Source organism: Paenibacillus sp. GCM10027628 (assembly GCF_042676385.1).
GTDB lineage: Bacteria > Bacillota > Bacilli > Paenibacillales > NBRC-103111 > Paenibacillus_E.
In genome coordinates this window covers 188,584-203,682 of the sequence record NZ_JBHTHA010000001.1, presented here as the reverse complement: position 1 = coordinate 203,682, position 15,099 = coordinate 188,584, and the positions used below count along the sequence as shown (strand labels likewise).

Genomic DNA, 15,099 nt, shown 5'->3' with positions numbered 1-15,099 from the left:
CAAAGATGAATACATCTTATCCATTGCCCCGTTGCAAACCAGAAGAACAAGGCATGACATCTAGTTCAATAAATTCTTTCTTAGATGCAATAAAGGAGCAGAAGCTGGAATTGCATAGTTTCATGATACTTCGTCATGGTCATGTAGTGGCGGAAGGCTGGTGGAAACCTTATAAAAAAGATAGCGTTCATCTTTTAAATTCATTGAGTAAGAGTTTTACTTCAACAGCTATTGGCTTTGCAGTGGAAGAAGGGCGGCTGACAGTAGATGATCAAGTTATTACATTCTTTCCCGAATTAAGTTCAGAAACATATTTAGAAAACATGGCAGCATTAAAAGTAAGACATCTGCTGTCCATGTCGACAGGTCATGACATGGACACCATTCATCAGATGAGACAAAGTGATAATTGGGCAAAAGTATTTTTTGAAATTCCGCTAAAACATGAACCAGGAACAAAATTTTTATACAATTCTGGTGCTTCGTATATTCTTTCTGCAATCGTACAAAAGGTTTCTGGACAAACTTTGCAAGATTACTTGCAACCTCGATTATTTAAGCCGTTGGGTATAGAAAACTATACTTGGGAATCTTGTCCTAAAGGGATAACTGCGGGAGGATTCGGTTTAAGTATACGAACTGAAGATATTGCAAAGTTTGGACAATTGTATTTACAAAGAGGCAAGTGGAACGGACTGAATATCCTGTCAGCAGAATGGATTGAACAAGCGACACAGATGCATATTGTTAATGGAGACGATGAATGTAGTGATTGGGCTCAAGGTTATGGGTTTCAATTTTGGCGTTGTCGCTATGGAGCTTACAGGGGCGATGGTGCATTTGGACAATTTTGCGTCATATTACCAGAGCAAGATGCAGTGATCGTAACAACAGCAGGTGAAATGGATATGCAAGCTGTTTTAGATCTTGTATGGCAATTTTTGTTGCCTGGCATGAGTACAGGAGCTTCTTTAGATCTTGAAGAAAGTTGTTCTCAATATGAGGAACTAGAAATCGAATCATTTCTAGGTAAGCATGTTTCTGCTAATGGTGAATCTATATCGAGTAAATTGTATTTGGTAGAGGAAAATTTGTTAGGGATTCGAGCAATTTCATTTAAATTTACCTCAGATGAATGCGTTTTTACGCTACGGGATGAGCAAAGAGTACAAACCATCACCTCTGGTATGGGGAAATGGTGTGAAGGTGAACTTATTATTTCAGGTAAATTAGTTAAGATCTCTGCAAAAGGTTCTTGGATGAACAACAGCAAGTTCATTATGACCCTATGCATGGTAGAATTGCCATTTACTGACACTTTAACCTGCCACTTTGTTGGAGATAGTGTTCAAGTGACTATTTCACGCAATGTCTGGGTTACCCCTTTTTCGAATGCTGCACTTTTACCCACTCTTACAGGAAGCGCAACTGATGATCGCGATATGTGGCTAGGCCGCAGCGGTCGCGGTAATTGAGACATCTCGATCTAATAAAGGGGATGAATGTAGTGGCGAAATAATACCAAAGGGACGAATACCCAAGCAATTTGCCAAGGCCAATTCGGTTCATCAAATACTGTGATGACTGGAATTTCCCATGATACTAGTCTTGGTTATGGCCATGTACTTTCGTTTACAGTAGGGGGATTAGCAAATGGGATTAAGCAATGGAGATCAAAAGTTGTTAATCATCAATGCGGACGATTTCGGAATGTGTTGCAGTACGAATCAAGCAATTGGAACCTTATTCGAAGAAAAAGCCATCACTTCTTCTTCGCTTATGATGACATGTCCTTGGATGACTCAAGCTGCAAACTTGGCTAGTACACGTTGTTATGACGTAGGAGTTCATTTGACGTTTACGAGTGAATGGAAGAATTACAAGTGGGGGCCGATTTCATCATTTGCACATCCTGTACCTTTTGTCGATGAGTTTGGACATTTTCCCGAGGACGTAGCCCCGGTCGGATTGGCGATAGCGGATGACATTAAACAGGAATGCATTGCACAAATAGAATGTGCGTTGCAGATGGGGGTTGATGTCACACACTTGGATAATCACATGTTGAGTCTTCAAATCGGTTCTGCAGAGCCCTTCATGAATACTGTAATTGAACTTTGTGCGAATTATGGATTACCGCTTAGGATGCCGAGGCAAACGAGTGCGCCGATTCCACACAATGAGAAATTGATTCGTTTAGCGGACAACAAGGGTGTCAAATTACCTGACTATGTGGTAGTCCTACCGTTTCATTTGCCAAGCAAGACACAAAGATACAGTTTTGTCATTGAACATGTTTCAGAGTGCCTACGCAATCTTAAGCCTGGAGTCACGGAGATCGTTTTTCATCCATCCGTCGCTACTAATGAGCTGATGGCCATCACCGACACGTGGGAAATAAGGCATTTCGAGTATATGGTATTTCGTGAACCACTCATTCAATCCATCATCCACGAACAAAATATCCAACTCATTGGTTGGAAAGAATTGCGTAGTCTGCAACGGGGTGAATAAAAAAATCAAGAGAGTCCCATGTTCCCAAACCTTATCAATAGGTATCCGTATGGAACAAGACCTAGTGCGGCAAAGAAGTAGCCAAACTAAAAGTTGGGAATGCGATAAGGAATAAGGCTATTTCTTTGTCTACCCTACCGTATTGACTAACGTCCAACTCGATATGGCGATCAAGCAGGAAGAAACATTTGGGCCGGTCGCTCCAATCATTACTTTTAAGACCCTGGAGGAACTATAATAAAAGGTATCGAACCATATTTGGAAACAAAATATTTATCGATTGGAAACTTATAAAAATCAATTTGATCCTTACAATCAAGTGGGTGATTCATTATTGATTTCTGTGGGGAGAGGCACTCCGGTAGGGAGTGCCTCTCTTCGTATTTAGATCAGTTGCGCATTGCGTTTACGCATCGATTCGCTTATGCAATGCTCGAAGCTAAGAATTGTTTCCTTTTGGGAGAGATCGGAAATATTAGTCCTCCTATACCTAAATGTCAAATCGACCTCCGGATAAGACATATGGTAATCGGAGATAATATATGGAAGCCGAGTGACTGCTGTGGTTTCAAACGATCCGATCCGAAGTGTCCCTCTAGGGATCGAGTTATCTGCGACGGCACGTTCCTTGCGTAAGAAAGATAATTTTCTCAGCATAGGATTTTAATGCCTCATCGGAGGTTGTTAGCCGAACCCCTTGCCGCCCACGGCGGAATAACTCAGTTTTCAATTCACTTTCGAGCTGCTGGATACGGATACATATACTCGACTGAACGTATTCCATTTTCTCAGCTGCCCTTGAAATACTCGCCCTCGTTTGCAACAGCCAGAAAAATCTGCAAGTCCCGGATGTTCACTGCCGTTCCTTCGTTTAGGTATTGAAGATTTTAATGTTTATTATCGATTATATTCATTTTACGTGATATCTAAGGGGAGGTACAATGAATTTAGAAAGGGGCTTGTCTCATGGAGAATGCAGGAACTAAACATACGAAAATTTTTGAATCCACCAAGATCATGATAGGTGGATTTGTTATGCTCATCATTGCAATGGGAATCGGACGTTTTTCATACACTTCCATACTTCCATTGATGCAATCACAAGCTCATCTTTCCGTCACGGAATCTGGGTATTTGGCTGGTAGCAATAACTTGGGTTACCTTATCGCTGCCTTTGGCGCAGGCTTTATTGCTTGGGGAACCCGTAGAGCTTACCATCTTAAGATTCAATTGGTACTTTGCATCATTTCAACGGGGCTTATGGGAATTGCTTCATCTTTTATTTGGTGGATGATTTTGCGCTTCTTAACTGGAATTAGCAGTGGCCTTATTTTCGTCTTGTCATCAAGTTTAGTATTGGATGCTCTGCTTTCAGACAAACGCGAAAAGTGGGTAGGTATTTTTTATGGCGGGGTTGGTACCGGTATTGCTTTAACTGGTTTACTTACACCCATTCTGAGCCATTTCTCATGGAGGGGAACTTGGATTGGTCTTTTGGTTATCGGCATCGTCTTATTAGTTCCAGTTTGGACTTTTATCCGAGATGATAAAACGAAGCCGATAGCTCCAAATACTGATTCCCCGACTTCATCAGCCGAAAATGAATCTATCTTTGGTTGGCTACTTGTTACTTATGGACTTGAGGGGCTTGGTTATATTGTTAGTGCGACGTTTCTAGTAGCAATGGTCAAACAAATGCCCCATATGTCAAGTTTTGCTGACTATAGTTGGATTATCGTTGGAATAGCGGCAGTACCATCGACAGTTCTCTGGTCTTGGTGGACGAGTAAAGCAGGTTACATCAAACCATTGATTACTGCGTTTATCCTGCAAGCTTTCGGGGTCATAATGCCTGTATGGCTGCCCAATATAATCGGTGTAACACTAGGGTCTATCCTTTTCGGCGGGACGTTTATGGGGATTTCCATGCTCGCAATCGCTGCAGCTCGTATGGCGAGACCATCCAGTGGCAATAGAGCAATTGCACTGATGACTGGCATTTATGGAATCGGGCAAATACTAGGTCCGATCGGAGCCGGGATCGTTTTGGAAGTGGCGCATAGTTACAGTCTGTCGCTCATTCTTGCTACTTTGGTGCTCGTTATGGCTGTTACGTTATTGATAACCGGTGCAGTCAATTCAAATAAAAGAGGATTGTTAAGAAATTATTAATAAATTTCGTATTCGTCCAAAGCACAGTAACAGGAGGCGTTCAACGGTGTTCAAAACTGAGTTAACACGCACGCTAAAAATTCGATACCCAATTTTCCAAGCGCCGATGGCAGGTGGTCCCACGACTCCCGAGTTAGTAGCAGCAGTTTCAAATGCCGGAGGCCTAGGCAATCTGGGAGCCGGATACTTAACGCCGGAACAACTTCGCGGCGCGATTCAAAAGATCAGAGAATTAACAGACCAGCCTTTCGGGGTAAACTTGTTTGTACCTGAGCAATCAGAAGAATCGGAAGAAGCAGTTGTTCAAATGACAGATTATCTCAATAACTACCGGGTCAGGCTTGGTATTGCTCAAAATCCGTCAATTCCGAAGTCTTCGGAATCGTTTGAAGAGCAAGTGCAAGTGTTGCTTGAAGAGAAGATCCCGGTATTTAGTTTCACTTTTGGTATACCGCCACATGACTTGATCCAAGCTATGAAGCAGCGTGGAACAGTCGTAATAGGCACTGCAACAACAGTTGAAGAGTCTAATCATTTGGAAGTGGCCGGCGTAGATGCAATTGTGGCCCAGGGATGTGAAGCAGGTGGTCATCGAGGCACATTCTTGAAAGATGTTTCCGAATCGCTGATTGGCACCATGGCTCTTGTTCCGCAGATTGTAGACCATGTGTCGATTCCGGTCATCGCGTCGGGGGGCATCATGGATGGAAGGGGACTTGTAGCAAGCCTTGCATTAGGGGCCGGAGCTGTACAGATGGGCACTGCGTTTCTGGCGTGTCCGGAGAGCGGCGCCAATGAAACGTACAAACAGAAGATCCTCTCAGCCAATGAGGACTCCACTGAAATTACACGCGCATACTCGGGCAAAGCGGCAAGAGGTATTCGAACGACATTTATGAACGACATGCATCAGTATCCCGGAACAATCCCTGCCTACCCAATACAAAACGCTATGACGCGAGACATTAGACAGGCAGCTGCAAAAGCGAATGACCCTGAATATATGTCACTCTGGGCGGGGCAGGGTCTTAGGTTAGCCAGCGACCAATCTGCAGCTGCAATCGTCAAACAAACCATCGAGCAAGCAGATGAACTTGTTAAAAAAGTTTCCTCTATTCGGGGGAACGATTCTGATTCGAGCACTAGAATTTGTAAGTGGGAGGGATTAAATTGACGACATATCATTATTCAGAGGTAGAGGGATTAAGTGTTTTTTACCGCGAGGCTGGGGATCCCAATAAACCGGTAATTATATTACTCCATGGTTTTCCCTCCTCAAGTCACATGTTCCGAGATCTAATACCTGTTTTGGCAAAAGACTATCACGTGATTGCTCCTGATTATCCAGGATTCGGGCAAACAACATCACCTGATAGAAGTACATTTATCTATACATTTGACCATCTTACTGAAATAATTGAAGCTTTTGTTGACCGATTGGGACTTACTAAGTATGCACTGTATGTCTTTGATTATGGGGCGCCTATTGGCTTTCGTTTAGCAATGAACCATCCAGATCGTGTGACAGCGATAATTAGCCAAAATGGAAATATATATAACGAGGGTTTGGGTAAGAAATGGGCTGTCCGAGCAGAATATTGGCGTAATCCAACACAAGAAAAAAGAGAAAGTTATCGGACAGCATTTGAACCTGTCACGATTAAAAATCAATATCTTGATGGAACACAAGTTAATAAAGTTTCTCCGGATGGTTATTCTTTAGATATTGCATATATGTCTCGACCTGGAAATGATGAAAAACAATTAGATTTAATTTTTGATTACCAAAATAATGTAAAGATGTACCCAATCTTTCAACAGTATCTTCGCGAATATCAACCACCATTTATGGCAACTTGGGGTAAAAATGATGTTTCATTTATTCCAGAGGGAGCTAACGCTTTTAAAAAAGATTTACCTAATGCCGAGATTCATTTATTAGATACTGGTCATTTTGCATTGGAAACACATGCAAATGAAATAGGTGAATTAATTTTAGATTTCTTAAAGAGAAATGAGTTATAACACCAAACGCCAGAAAGTTATATTTCAATATTGAAGGAGAAAAAAATATATGCCTTTACTTCGTTTTGACCTTATAGAAGGTCGAGATAAAGCAAGTCTGAAAAAACTTTTAGAAGTTGTTCATACTGTTGTCGTAGAAGTTTTCGACGTTCCTCAGCGTGACCGTTATCAAATTGTTCATGAACACCCAGCAGAATATATGATTATTGAAGATACAGGGTTAGGACTTAACCGCACCAATAATTTAGTTGTTTTATCCATTGTAAGCAAAGCCCGACCAAAAGAGAAGAAGCAAGAATTCTATTCCTTACTGTCCGAACGGCTGGAAGCTGAGTGTGGCATCGCACCAAGCGATTTAATGGTGTCTATCGTCGAAAATACGGATTCTGACTGGAGTTTTGGACTAGGTGAGGCACAGTTTTTAACCGGAAAGTTATGAGGCGAAGATGGTATGCATAAATAACAGCCATTAGCGGCGATAGACATGAAAGAAAATTGGATGCGGCTGATGAGAGAACCTTACAAGATCATATGAACACGCTCCAAGCGTATGAACCGAAAGGGAGAGGTTTACCTTGAAAAATCGTCCCATATCAAATGTCCTATTCGATTGCGTTATTAAATATACGGCGTCGGCTCGATCACTTGAATCGCTGGATTCTGTTCTGTTCCAACACTCATCGGTTCATCCGTGTCAGCAAGCATCACTCTCTTCTTGGTGCCGTTAATGACAATAACCTGTGTTAGACCGGCATAGCCCCCGCCGGGGGAGAAACCTGGGAAGAAGCAAGTGTTGAACCGCGCGAGAATATGGAATGGCAGCGATTCGTCCTAAACTGGTGTCCAAGATCTGTGGGAGAATATTGTGTGATGACACGCTCGATTGATGAAAGAGGAAACGAGCAGCCCTTAATGCAAAAGAGTAATCAAGACTCGCGTGTAAAGATATTCGTAGAACAACCCAGAGGTGTTAAAAGAAAAAGCTGAAGTTGTGCTAACGGAGAAAGCGTTAAAATAATGCCGTTGAACTAGAGCTAAACAACTCCAAACTAAGGCTGCCGCGAAAAATGAACGGCAGCCTTATTCAGTTCATGTTAAAATTATTTCGTACATAGTTTGTTAGGAGGTAAATGATTAATGGACAAGTTAGATTTGCTATTTCGTCATAGAATAGGTATCTTAAAAAACGAAATAATAACTTTTGAAAACTTAGACATTGTTCTTGAAAAGACTGCAAGAGAAATCCCATTTGAAAATTTATGTGTAATTGAAAATAGAACCACTGACATTACAAAAGAGAATCTAATCGACAAAATAATCAAAAGAAATGAGGGAGGGCTTTGTTATGAGCTAAATTCTATTTTATATTTATTTTTAATTGAAAATTTCTTTAATACAACCCTGGTTAGAGGTGTTACTTATGACCATATTGGACAACGATGGAGCGCGACAGGAAGAACACATGTACTCAATATCATAACTCACGATGGACAACAATTTTTGGTCGACACCGGATTTGGAGGGAACTTACCGTTAAAGCCAGTTCCATTAAATGGGGACATTGTTATATCCAATAATGGTAAATTTAAAGTAGAAAAAGCGGACAGTGAGTACGGTGATTACTTTTTGTATATGAGGTTGAAACATAAACATGATTGTTGGAAACTAGGGTATGTGTTTGATTCCACAGTTGCAGTTAAGGATTTTTCGGAACTGAATGAGGTACAGAGGATAATAGCGGAGCATCCAGAATCTCGTTTTAATAAGAGACCATTAATCACTAGGCAAAATCAACGAGGAAACATAATTCTAACAGATACCTCGTTCACCGAATGGATTGATGGAAAAGAAGATAAAAAAGAAATTGACAAAAACTTATTCAAAGAGATACTCATGGATAAGTTTTGCATAAACTCTTATTGAAGGTTCTGAACTCCCATGAAAATTAAATCGGGAGTCTAAATAAGACGCCGTTTAATCAATTTTTTGAAGCGTCTGTAAATGGAATGGAGCTAGGAATTAGCTGCAAGTGTTATAGAGTTGTCCGGTGACACAAACATTAGTGCTTTTAGATCCCCGCCAATCGGGGATTTTTTATTTCAAAGCACCTATGTTTGTGTCGCAAGGTCACGACACAAACATAGGTGCTTAATCGTTTTGCGGAACAAACACATGGCCATTAAGCTAAACCATTCCTGCTAATGCTAAGAAATGGCCTTTGTCAAAAAAGGAACGCCTCGGTATGATGGGTTTTCCAAGGGTTTAATACCCAACACCATCAAGTGTCTTTGAAGCAGGTTGCTTGCTGCTATATTCTAGAAGGGGAATGACGGTCGGTTGGTGGAAATTGATACCTTTCGCTAAATCGTTTAACCTGCTAGGAAATACACTCATATGAAAATTGCACGCATGAAGTTCAAACAAAGAGCGAATATACTACCGACCCGGTACCCTTTCCAGAGAGGTAAAACTGTTCATGACAACTGATAGCAGTGCATCGGAGACGATAATATCCACATTCGTACGATGTTCCGGATCTCGCTCCAGAAAATTAATTAAATCTAATAACCCTTGCCGGGCATACCGTTGCGAAACAATATAACACTGTATTTGAGGTGTATAAAACAACCTTGGCATTACTCTGCTGGTCTTATCGCAAATCTCCCCGAACTATATTCCTTGAAATCAAACGTGTATACGGCTGCGCCCCCTGAACCGCCTTTTTTCGTTGAAACACCTTCTGAATATTTATTGGACTATAGAGGGTGCCTCAACGATGAGGAAATTAGATCATTAATGTACAAGGACCATAGAATACCGTTGCTAGCGTATACGATTATCGGAACAGGGGCTAATGTCAGGCAGCCATTTTTTCCGCAGCCTGATTCAAGATCTCCGGACTCATATGGATAGGAGGACTATTTATAATAATTCTAAAAAGAGATTGACTTTAAAATATTTTTATTTATAATAATTATTATCTGATATAAATTATCAATGGACATGCTAGACTTGGGTCCTGAGAATGATCCTGATCAAAAGGAGTGGCTATCACATGTATGATGTCATAATTGTTGGCGCGGGGCCTGCAGGGGCTTCGGCTGCGATCTATACGGCAAGAGGAAATTTAAAGACATTGGTCATTGATAAGGCTCCTAATACGGGCGCGCTGGCGATTACGCACAAAATTGCAAACTATCCTGGCGTCATCGGCGAGCTTTCCGGCAAACAACTGCTGGATACAATGCGCGAACAGGCGAAGGGATTTGGCGCCGAGTTCGTTCAAACGACGATCACCGCGGTTGATGTGGAAGGCGATACGAAGTATGTGTTTACGGCTGATGGAATTTACGAAGGTAAGACCATCATTATCGCCACAGGCTCTAAAGGTCGCAACCGAATGCTTCCGGGTGAAGAGAATCTGTTGGGGCGCGGAGTGAGTACTTGTGCAACGTGTGATGGTGCCTTTTTCGAAGGGAAAACGGTGGCGGTCATTGGCGACTCGGAGGAGGCGTTGGAGGAAGCCCAAGCGCTCACCAAGTTTACGGAGAAAATTTACTTCGTTGTACCGCGGCCGGAGTTGCAGGGTGTTCACCATGTGCCGGAGCTGCCGAATACCGAGCTTCTTTATAAAACAAAAGCGCTTGAAGTGGTTGGCGAACAGCATGTACAGGGGCTGAAAATCCGCACGGCTTCGGGCAGTGAAGATGTTTTGCCGGTCGACGGCGTGTTTATTTTCTTATCCGGCAGCAAGCCCGGAACGGATTTCCTTCAGGATCAGGTCCCGCTTGACGAGGAAGGGTTTATGATTCTCGACAGCTCCATGCAATCTGCAGTTCCGGGGGTGTTTGGCGCAGGCGAAGTCAGACGAACGCCGGTCAAGCAAGCTGTCGTAGCTGCAGCTGACGGCGCGATTGCCGCGATGGCGGTTGACAAATTTATAAATAAGCGGGCGCAATTGATCCCGCAGTACAAATAATTCATATAGGAGATGATTTCAATGTCTAATGTAATCGTATATTCCAGCACAAACTGTCCTTATTGCCAACAATTGAAAAAATATTTAACCGAGCAAAATGTCGCTTACGAAGAAAGAAATATTGACCTAAACGATCAGTTCGGTCAAGAGCTACACGATATGGGGCTCATGTCTTTGCCGGTGACCGTTATCGGCGAGCACAAAATTTTAGGACTCAACGTAACCAAATTGAAAAAAGCGTTAGCCGAAATCGCCAGCTAATATCAGCATACAGAAATAGATTGGATAAAAGAGAGGAGAAACATACGATGACACAAGCAACTTTACAAACATCCTATCCGTTTGCCAAAATTGGACAACCCGCCCCTTCTTTTTCACTGCTTTCAACGAAAAATATGGAAACTTTGGAGGAGAAAATTTCACTGGAGGATTACAGAGGCAAGTGGCTTGTATTTTTCTTCTGGCCTTTTGATTTTACCTTTGTATGTCCGACTGAAATAACGGCATTCAGCGATAACTATGAGCAGTTCTTGGAACTGGATACAGAGATTGTGGGCGCATCGGTGGACAGTGTCTACACGCATAGAGCTTGGACGCAAACGCCGCGCGAGCAAAATGGGATCGGTCCCGTCAAGTTCCCGTTGGTGAGCGACTTTTCTAAAGAAACAGCCCACGCCTATGGCGTGTTGGATGAAGAATCCGGAGCAGCGCACCGTGGATTGTTTATTATCGATCCTGACGGCGTCTTGCGTTATCAAGTCGTCACGGATATGAACGTTGGACGCTCCGTCGATGAAACGCTTCGCGTTCTTCAAGCGCTGCAGGCCGGCGGATTGTGCCCGGCGAATTGGAAACCCGGTGACAAAACACTGTAAGCCGGATCGATGTAAAAAGCCTTAACCGACTCTCACTCGGTTAAGGCTTTTGTGTTTTTAAGCGCCGTTTGCAGTATAATAAAAGCGACTATGATAATGATGAACAGAGAGGTAAGAAACGGCATGCTGCAATCCATATCGGACAAGCTATTTATGGGGTCTTTAATTTTACTCATGATATCCGTGGTCATAAGCGGAATTGGTTTTCAATTTATAAATTGGCGTACGCAGATTTCTGATGAAGCGGATGGGGAAACGCAAGGAAACAGCTCGAGAAAGAGAGCTGTCATGGAACGTCAGGACAAGAGCTTGCAACGGGTATATCGCTCTTACTTATTTTGGATTGCGGTGGCTGGCATTTTGATCTCGATTGGTCTTTCTTATTTGTGAAAAGGAGCTTGGTATTCGCTTTAAGCGAGGTCACCAGGCTCCTTCATTTTAAATCCGAATCGCGTGCGATCAGACAATCTCTTCGATGCAAGTATGACAGACAAGCTTTCCTTTGAAATAGGTCATATTGTCAAAATTACCGCAAAATACGCAGGCCGGATTGTACTTTTTTAGCGTAATGCGCTCCGGATCCACATAAACCTCAATCGCGTCCCCGATTTCAATTCGCAGTGTGCGCCGCAGTTCAATAGGGAGTACGATTCGACCTAATTCGTCTACTTTTCTTACGATTCCCGTCGATTTCATCCGTTCAACCTCCTTATTCGTTTCATATCGTCGAACATAAATGGATTCATTACTTATATTCCACATATGAACTCCAATTCCTTTTATTTACTTTGAACATCCTCGATAAAAAGAAGCTATAATAGACAAGGGAATCCGCACAGGGTCATAGGGGAGGTTCATTTATGTATGCGATTCGTCAATGGTTTCTTTTTGCTTATTTAGAGGCGCTTTCGTGCTTGTTTCCAGCCCTCATTTTTCTCACATTAGCCGTACTTAAATTTGTTCATGTGCCCTACATACCTAGGTATGACCTGATCTTACTGATTTGCATCGTCATTCAGGCATTGATGCTATGGACCAAACTGGAGACATGGGATGAGTTGAAAGTGATCTGCATGTTCCATCTCATTGGTTTGGGCCTAGAGTTGTTCAAGGTGCATATGGGGTCGTGGCAATATCCGCAGGAGGCTTGGACCAAAATTGGAGGCGTGCCGTTATACAGCGGATTTATGTATGCAAGTGTAGCGAGTTACTTATGCCAGGCGTGGCGACGGCTGCAGATCCATCTGGATGGCTGGCCGCGATCGATATGGACCATTCCCCTTGGGATCGCAATCTACCTGAACTTTATGACGCATCACTATATCTATGATTTTAGATGGGTGTTAACTGTTCTGCTCTTTATTTTGTACTTCCGTACTTGGGTCTCCTTTAAAGTTGGAACGGAGCGGTACCGTATGCCGCTGGTAGTCTCTTTCGGGTTGATCGGTTTCTTCATCTGGATTGCCGAAAATATCGCGACGCTGCTTGGCGCATGGCAATATCCGAATCAGGAAGCGGGATGGAGCCTGGTCTCCTTCGGTAAAATCAGTTCCTGGTCATTGCTAGTGATTGTTAGCTTTATGATTGTCGGGCAGCTCAAACGTGTAAAGGAAGCTCAGGCACAGCATACGGATTTCAGTGTAAAAGGGTGAAAAAAAGGAAAGCCAGTCTGCTTATGGTAAAAGCGGGCCTGGCTTTCTTCGTATTGTCTAGTCGATCAAACGAACGTCAACGATCACCTCAAGCTCCTGCTGGCCGGTCCCCCGATAAACGCCCTTGACGGGCACGATATCGTTATAATCCCGGCCGTGTCCCAACTTGACGTAACGCCAGTTGACTTCGCAATTGTTCGTCGGATCATATCCGAACCAACCGGTCCCGGGGATGAGACACTCTACCCAAGCGTGTGACGCCTGGGTGAAATCGGCGCTTCCGCCTTGCAAATCGCCTACGAAGTGATAGCCGCTTACATATCGGGCGGGGATGCCTTTGTCGCGACAGACCGCGATCATGAAGTGGGAGTAGTCCTGGCAGACACCACGCTTAATCTGGAGCATTTCACCAACCGTGGTTTGAACGGAGGTGGCCATAGGGTCGTAGGTGAAGTCCCGATGGATAGTCTTGCAGATATGACTTAATAGCTCATATAGGCTCAGATCATCATCGGGAATCGCATCCGAGTACGCCTTGAGCTCGGGGGTTAGCTCCGTATAGCCGGTAGGCAGGAGGTACTCGGCGTATTGATTCTGGAAGGCATCGCTGAGCCTTACAGACTTCTCCGCATATGGAGGAGATTCGGAGGAAGGGATGTTATCGTTGTCGTGAGTTACGACGGTGGAAACCATTTTAATCGTAAGTTCACGATGCGTTTTGTTGACCGTAAACGCGTGAACGCGATTGTGAAAAAAATCCTCATACGTAAACAGCGAGGAAACGGGCTCGGTCACGATTGTATGATGATAGCAGGATTGACGGTTGTTGGTGGAGGGCGTCAATCGTATTTCATTGACACTGTCCTGCACCGATTCCGCGTAGGCGTAGCGTGTGATATGTGTGATCTCGAGCTTCATGCGCTAACCTCCTCCCGCGAGGGAAAAAAGATTTTGGACATCCGCACGCCCAACTGGCTGCAAGATTCTAGTAGCGCATGCAAGGTCAATTCGAGCTTGCCGGATAAAATATCGTCCTCATCCATACAGGCGAGAGTTGCTTTTACTTTACCTGCAAGCTTGGCAAGCTTCTGCAAGGCGGCGTTCAAATCCGGTTCGTCCTCCTCGATCGAACAGAGTGAGCTTTCGAGCGTGCTAAATGAGTAACTGACCGAACGTGGGAACGATTCGCTTAGCATGAGGAATCGGACGATATGGCCTAGGCTTACCGTATCCGCATACTGACGGCGGTAAGTTTCATAACCGCTCACTGACTTGAGCACAGCGAGCATGAGCGGATACGAGCAGAGCTCCTCTCGGGCGTAATCGTTGCAAAGCGATTGGAGCAAGCGCAACAGATTTTCGGCACGCTCCAGGTATCGGCCGGCTTCGATGAAGTACCATTCGTTTTCCCTGGGCATTACAGAGGTGGCTGAGCCTTGAAACATGGACAAGGAGTCACGTATATACCGATAGAAAAGATGAGGCGAGTCCGCTGTAATATCGCGGACTTCTTTTTCTTTGAGCCACAAATACAAGCTGTTGAGAATATCCCACAGTTCTCCTGGCATTTTCTCCCGGATATTGCGGAGATTGGCTCTAACATGATTCGTGCAGGCTAGCAGTGAATTGGCATTATTTTTGTCGAGTGTAATGTACTGCAGAACGTTCTGCTCGGTGAAACTGCCATATTGCTCTGTGAACACGGTGCGATCACCGATCGTATCGATTAGCCGGCTCCAGGACTGTCCGCCACCGATCTCCTTTTCTTCGCGGATGTGGTAATACACATCGATCAATCGCGCGTGGTTTTCCGTGCGTTCCGCATACCGTCCGATCCAGAATAAAGCTTCAGCCGTACGCCCCATCATGACCATATTCCGTG

The 15,099-nt window shown here is 43.7% G+C and carries 17 protein-coding genes and 1 pseudogene; 13 read left to right on the top strand and 5 right to left on the bottom strand.

Going from position 1 to position 15,099, the window contains the following annotated elements; all coding sequences use genetic code 11:
• The first annotated feature begins 5 nt into the window (after nt 1-5).
• From ACFQZT_RS00950 to ACFQZT_RS00940, 3 genes and pseudogenes are all read left to right on the top strand, one after another.
• Entirely contained in the window at nt 6-1,475 is a 1,470-nt protein-coding gene (locus tag ACFQZT_RS00950) for a serine hydrolase domain-containing protein (protein ID WP_379295633.1), read from the top strand.
• A 178-nt stretch (nt 1,476-1,653) separates the two neighbouring features.
• A complete protein-coding gene (locus tag ACFQZT_RS00945) occupies nt 1,654-2,514 on the top strand; it encodes a polysaccharide deacetylase family protein (protein ID WP_379295631.1) in 861 nt (286 codons plus the stop codon).
• A 118-nt stretch (nt 2,515-2,632) separates the two neighbouring features.
• Nucleotides 2,633-2,746 (top strand): annotated as a pseudogene (locus ACFQZT_RS00940) (aldehyde dehydrogenase family protein); the annotation flags it as partial.
• Between the two features lie 375 nt (nt 2,747-3,121).
• Here ACFQZT_RS00940 and ACFQZT_RS00935 read toward each other — a convergent pair.
• Nucleotides 3,122-3,298 (bottom strand): LysR family transcriptional regulator, encoded by a 177-nt coding sequence (locus tag ACFQZT_RS00935; protein ID WP_379295629.1) that lies wholly within the window; start codon nt 3,296-3,298, stop codon nt 3,122-3,124.
• 182 nt (nt 3,299-3,480) lie between these two features.
• Here ACFQZT_RS00935 and ACFQZT_RS00930 point away from each other — a divergent pair, with 182 nt between their 5' ends.
• From ACFQZT_RS00930 to ACFQZT_RS00910, 5 genes are all read left to right on the top strand, one after another.
• Entirely contained in the window at nt 3,481-4,686 is a 1,206-nt protein-coding gene (locus tag ACFQZT_RS00930) for a YbfB/YjiJ family MFS transporter (RefSeq protein ID WP_379295627.1), read from the top strand.
• 10 nt (nt 4,687-4,696) lie between these two features.
• Complete coding sequence (locus tag ACFQZT_RS00925; protein WP_379295756.1) at nt 4,697-5,860, top strand: NAD(P)H-dependent flavin oxidoreductase; 1,164 nt, start codon at nt 4,697-4,699, stop codon at nt 5,858-5,860.
• On the top strand, nt 5,857-6,711 hold the full coding sequence (locus tag ACFQZT_RS00920) for an alpha/beta fold hydrolase (protein WP_379295625.1): 855 nt from the start codon (nt 5,857-5,859) through the stop codon (nt 6,709-6,711). Before ACFQZT_RS00925 ends, ACFQZT_RS00920 begins: the two co-directional genes overlap by 4 nt.
• A 49-nt stretch (nt 6,712-6,760) precedes the next feature.
• Complete coding sequence (locus ACFQZT_RS00915) at nt 6,761-7,150, top strand: tautomerase family protein (protein ID WP_379295623.1); 390 nt, start codon at nt 6,761-6,763, stop codon at nt 7,148-7,150.
• Between the two features lie 698 nt (nt 7,151-7,848).
• A complete protein-coding gene (locus ACFQZT_RS00910; RefSeq protein ID WP_379295621.1) occupies nt 7,849-8,634 on the top strand; it encodes an arylamine N-acetyltransferase family protein in 786 nt (261 codons plus the stop codon).
• A 513-nt stretch (nt 8,635-9,147) separates the two neighbouring features.
• Here the strand turns inward: ACFQZT_RS00910 and ACFQZT_RS33990 are convergent.
• A complete protein-coding gene (locus ACFQZT_RS33990; RefSeq protein WP_460871380.1) occupies nt 9,148-9,372 on the bottom strand; it encodes a Ger(x)C family spore germination protein in 225 nt (74 codons plus the stop codon).
• A 394-nt stretch (nt 9,373-9,766) separates the two neighbouring features.
• Between ACFQZT_RS33990 and ACFQZT_RS00905 the strand changes: the two genes are divergently transcribed.
• From ACFQZT_RS00905 to ACFQZT_RS00890, 4 genes are all read left to right on the top strand, one after another.
• Nucleotides 9,767-10,690 carry an FAD-dependent oxidoreductase gene (locus ACFQZT_RS00905; protein ID WP_379295619.1) on the top strand — a complete coding sequence of 308 codons (924 nt, stop codon included), beginning with the start codon at nt 9,767-9,769 and terminating at the stop codon, nt 10,688-10,690.
• A gap of 21 nt (nt 10,691-10,711) precedes the next feature.
• On the top strand, nt 10,712-10,951 hold the full coding sequence (locus ACFQZT_RS00900; RefSeq protein ID WP_379295617.1) for a glutaredoxin family protein: 240 nt from the start codon (nt 10,712-10,714) through the stop codon (nt 10,949-10,951).
• A gap of 47 nt (nt 10,952-10,998) precedes the next feature.
• On the top strand, nt 10,999-11,565 hold the full coding sequence (locus ACFQZT_RS00895; RefSeq protein ID WP_379295615.1) for a peroxiredoxin: 567 nt from the start codon (nt 10,999-11,001) through the stop codon (nt 11,563-11,565).
• Between the two features lie 96 nt (nt 11,566-11,661).
• A complete protein-coding gene (locus ACFQZT_RS00890; RefSeq protein ID WP_379295613.1) occupies nt 11,662-11,955 on the top strand; it encodes a hypothetical protein in 294 nt (97 codons plus the stop codon).
• Between the two features lie 69 nt (nt 11,956-12,024).
• On the opposite strand, the gene ACFQZT_RS00885 is transcribed toward ACFQZT_RS00890, so the two are convergent.
• Nucleotides 12,025-12,261, bottom strand: coding sequence for an AbrB/MazE/SpoVT family DNA-binding domain-containing protein (locus tag ACFQZT_RS00885; protein WP_379295611.1), 237 nt, complete (start codon nt 12,259-12,261; stop codon nt 12,025-12,027).
• Nucleotides 12,262-12,425: 164 nt separating this feature from the next.
• Between ACFQZT_RS00885 and ACFQZT_RS00880 the strand changes: the two genes are divergently transcribed.
• Entirely contained in the window at nt 12,426-13,217 is a 792-nt protein-coding gene (locus ACFQZT_RS00880; protein ID WP_379295609.1) for a DUF817 domain-containing protein, read from the top strand.
• Between the two features lie 57 nt (nt 13,218-13,274).
• Here the strand turns inward: ACFQZT_RS00880 and ACFQZT_RS00875 are convergent, their stop codons facing one another.
• The gene (locus tag ACFQZT_RS00875) at nt 13,275-14,135 is read right to left on the bottom strand and encodes a transglutaminase family protein (protein WP_379295607.1); all 861 of its coding nucleotides are present in this window, start codon (nt 14,133-14,135) and stop codon (nt 13,275-13,277) included.
• Nucleotides 14,132-15,091 carry an alpha-E domain-containing protein gene (locus ACFQZT_RS00870; protein WP_379295605.1) on the bottom strand — a complete coding sequence of 320 codons (960 nt, stop codon included), beginning with the start codon at nt 15,089-15,091 and terminating at the stop codon, nt 14,132-14,134. The genes ACFQZT_RS00875 and ACFQZT_RS00870 overlap by 4 nt, the downstream gene beginning before the upstream one ends.
• Nucleotides 15,092-15,099 lie beyond the last annotated feature (8 nt).

Excerpts from the sequence above, each read along its gene's own strand:
- ACFQZT_RS00950 (WP_379295633.1), top strand. The coding sequence starts at position 6 with ATGAATACATCTTATCCATTGCCCCGTTGCAAACCAGAAGAACAAGGC.
- ACFQZT_RS00945 (WP_379295631.1), top strand. The coding sequence starts at position 1,654 with ATGGGATTAAGCAATGGAGATCAAAAGTTGTTAATCATCAATGCGGAC.
- ACFQZT_RS00935 (WP_379295629.1), bottom strand. The coding sequence starts at position 3,298 with ATGGAATACGTTCAGTCGAGTATATGTATCCGTATCCAGCAGCTCGAA.
- ACFQZT_RS00930 (WP_379295627.1), top strand. The coding sequence starts at position 3,481 with ATGGAGAATGCAGGAACTAAACATACGAAAATTTTTGAATCCACCAAG.
- ACFQZT_RS00915 (WP_379295623.1), top strand. The coding sequence starts at position 6,761 with ATGCCTTTACTTCGTTTTGACCTTATAGAAGGTCGAGATAAAGCAAGT.
- ACFQZT_RS00910 (WP_379295621.1), top strand. The coding sequence starts at position 7,849 with ATGGACAAGTTAGATTTGCTATTTCGTCATAGAATAGGTATCTTAAAA.
- ACFQZT_RS00905 (WP_379295619.1), top strand. The coding sequence starts at position 9,767 with ATGTATGATGTCATAATTGTTGGCGCGGGGCCTGCAGGGGCTTCGGCT.
- ACFQZT_RS00900 (WP_379295617.1), top strand. The coding sequence starts at position 10,712 with ATGTCTAATGTAATCGTATATTCCAGCACAAACTGTCCTTATTGCCAA.
- ACFQZT_RS00895 (WP_379295615.1), top strand. The coding sequence starts at position 10,999 with ATGACACAAGCAACTTTACAAACATCCTATCCGTTTGCCAAAATTGGA.
- ACFQZT_RS00890 (WP_379295613.1), top strand. The coding sequence starts at position 11,662 with ATGATGAACAGAGAGGTAAGAAACGGCATGCTGCAATCCATATCGGAC.
- ACFQZT_RS00885 (WP_379295611.1), bottom strand. The coding sequence starts at position 12,261 with ATGAAATCGACGGGAATCGTAAGAAAAGTAGACGAATTAGGTCGAATC.
- ACFQZT_RS00880 (WP_379295609.1), top strand. The coding sequence starts at position 12,426 with ATGTATGCGATTCGTCAATGGTTTCTTTTTGCTTATTTAGAGGCGCTT.
- ACFQZT_RS00875 (WP_379295607.1), bottom strand. The coding sequence starts at position 14,135 with ATGAAGCTCGAGATCACACATATCACACGCTACGCCTACGCGGAATCG.
- ACFQZT_RS00870 (WP_379295605.1), bottom strand. The coding sequence starts at position 15,091 with ATGGTCATGATGGGGCGTACGGCTGAAGCTTTATTCTGGATCGGACGG.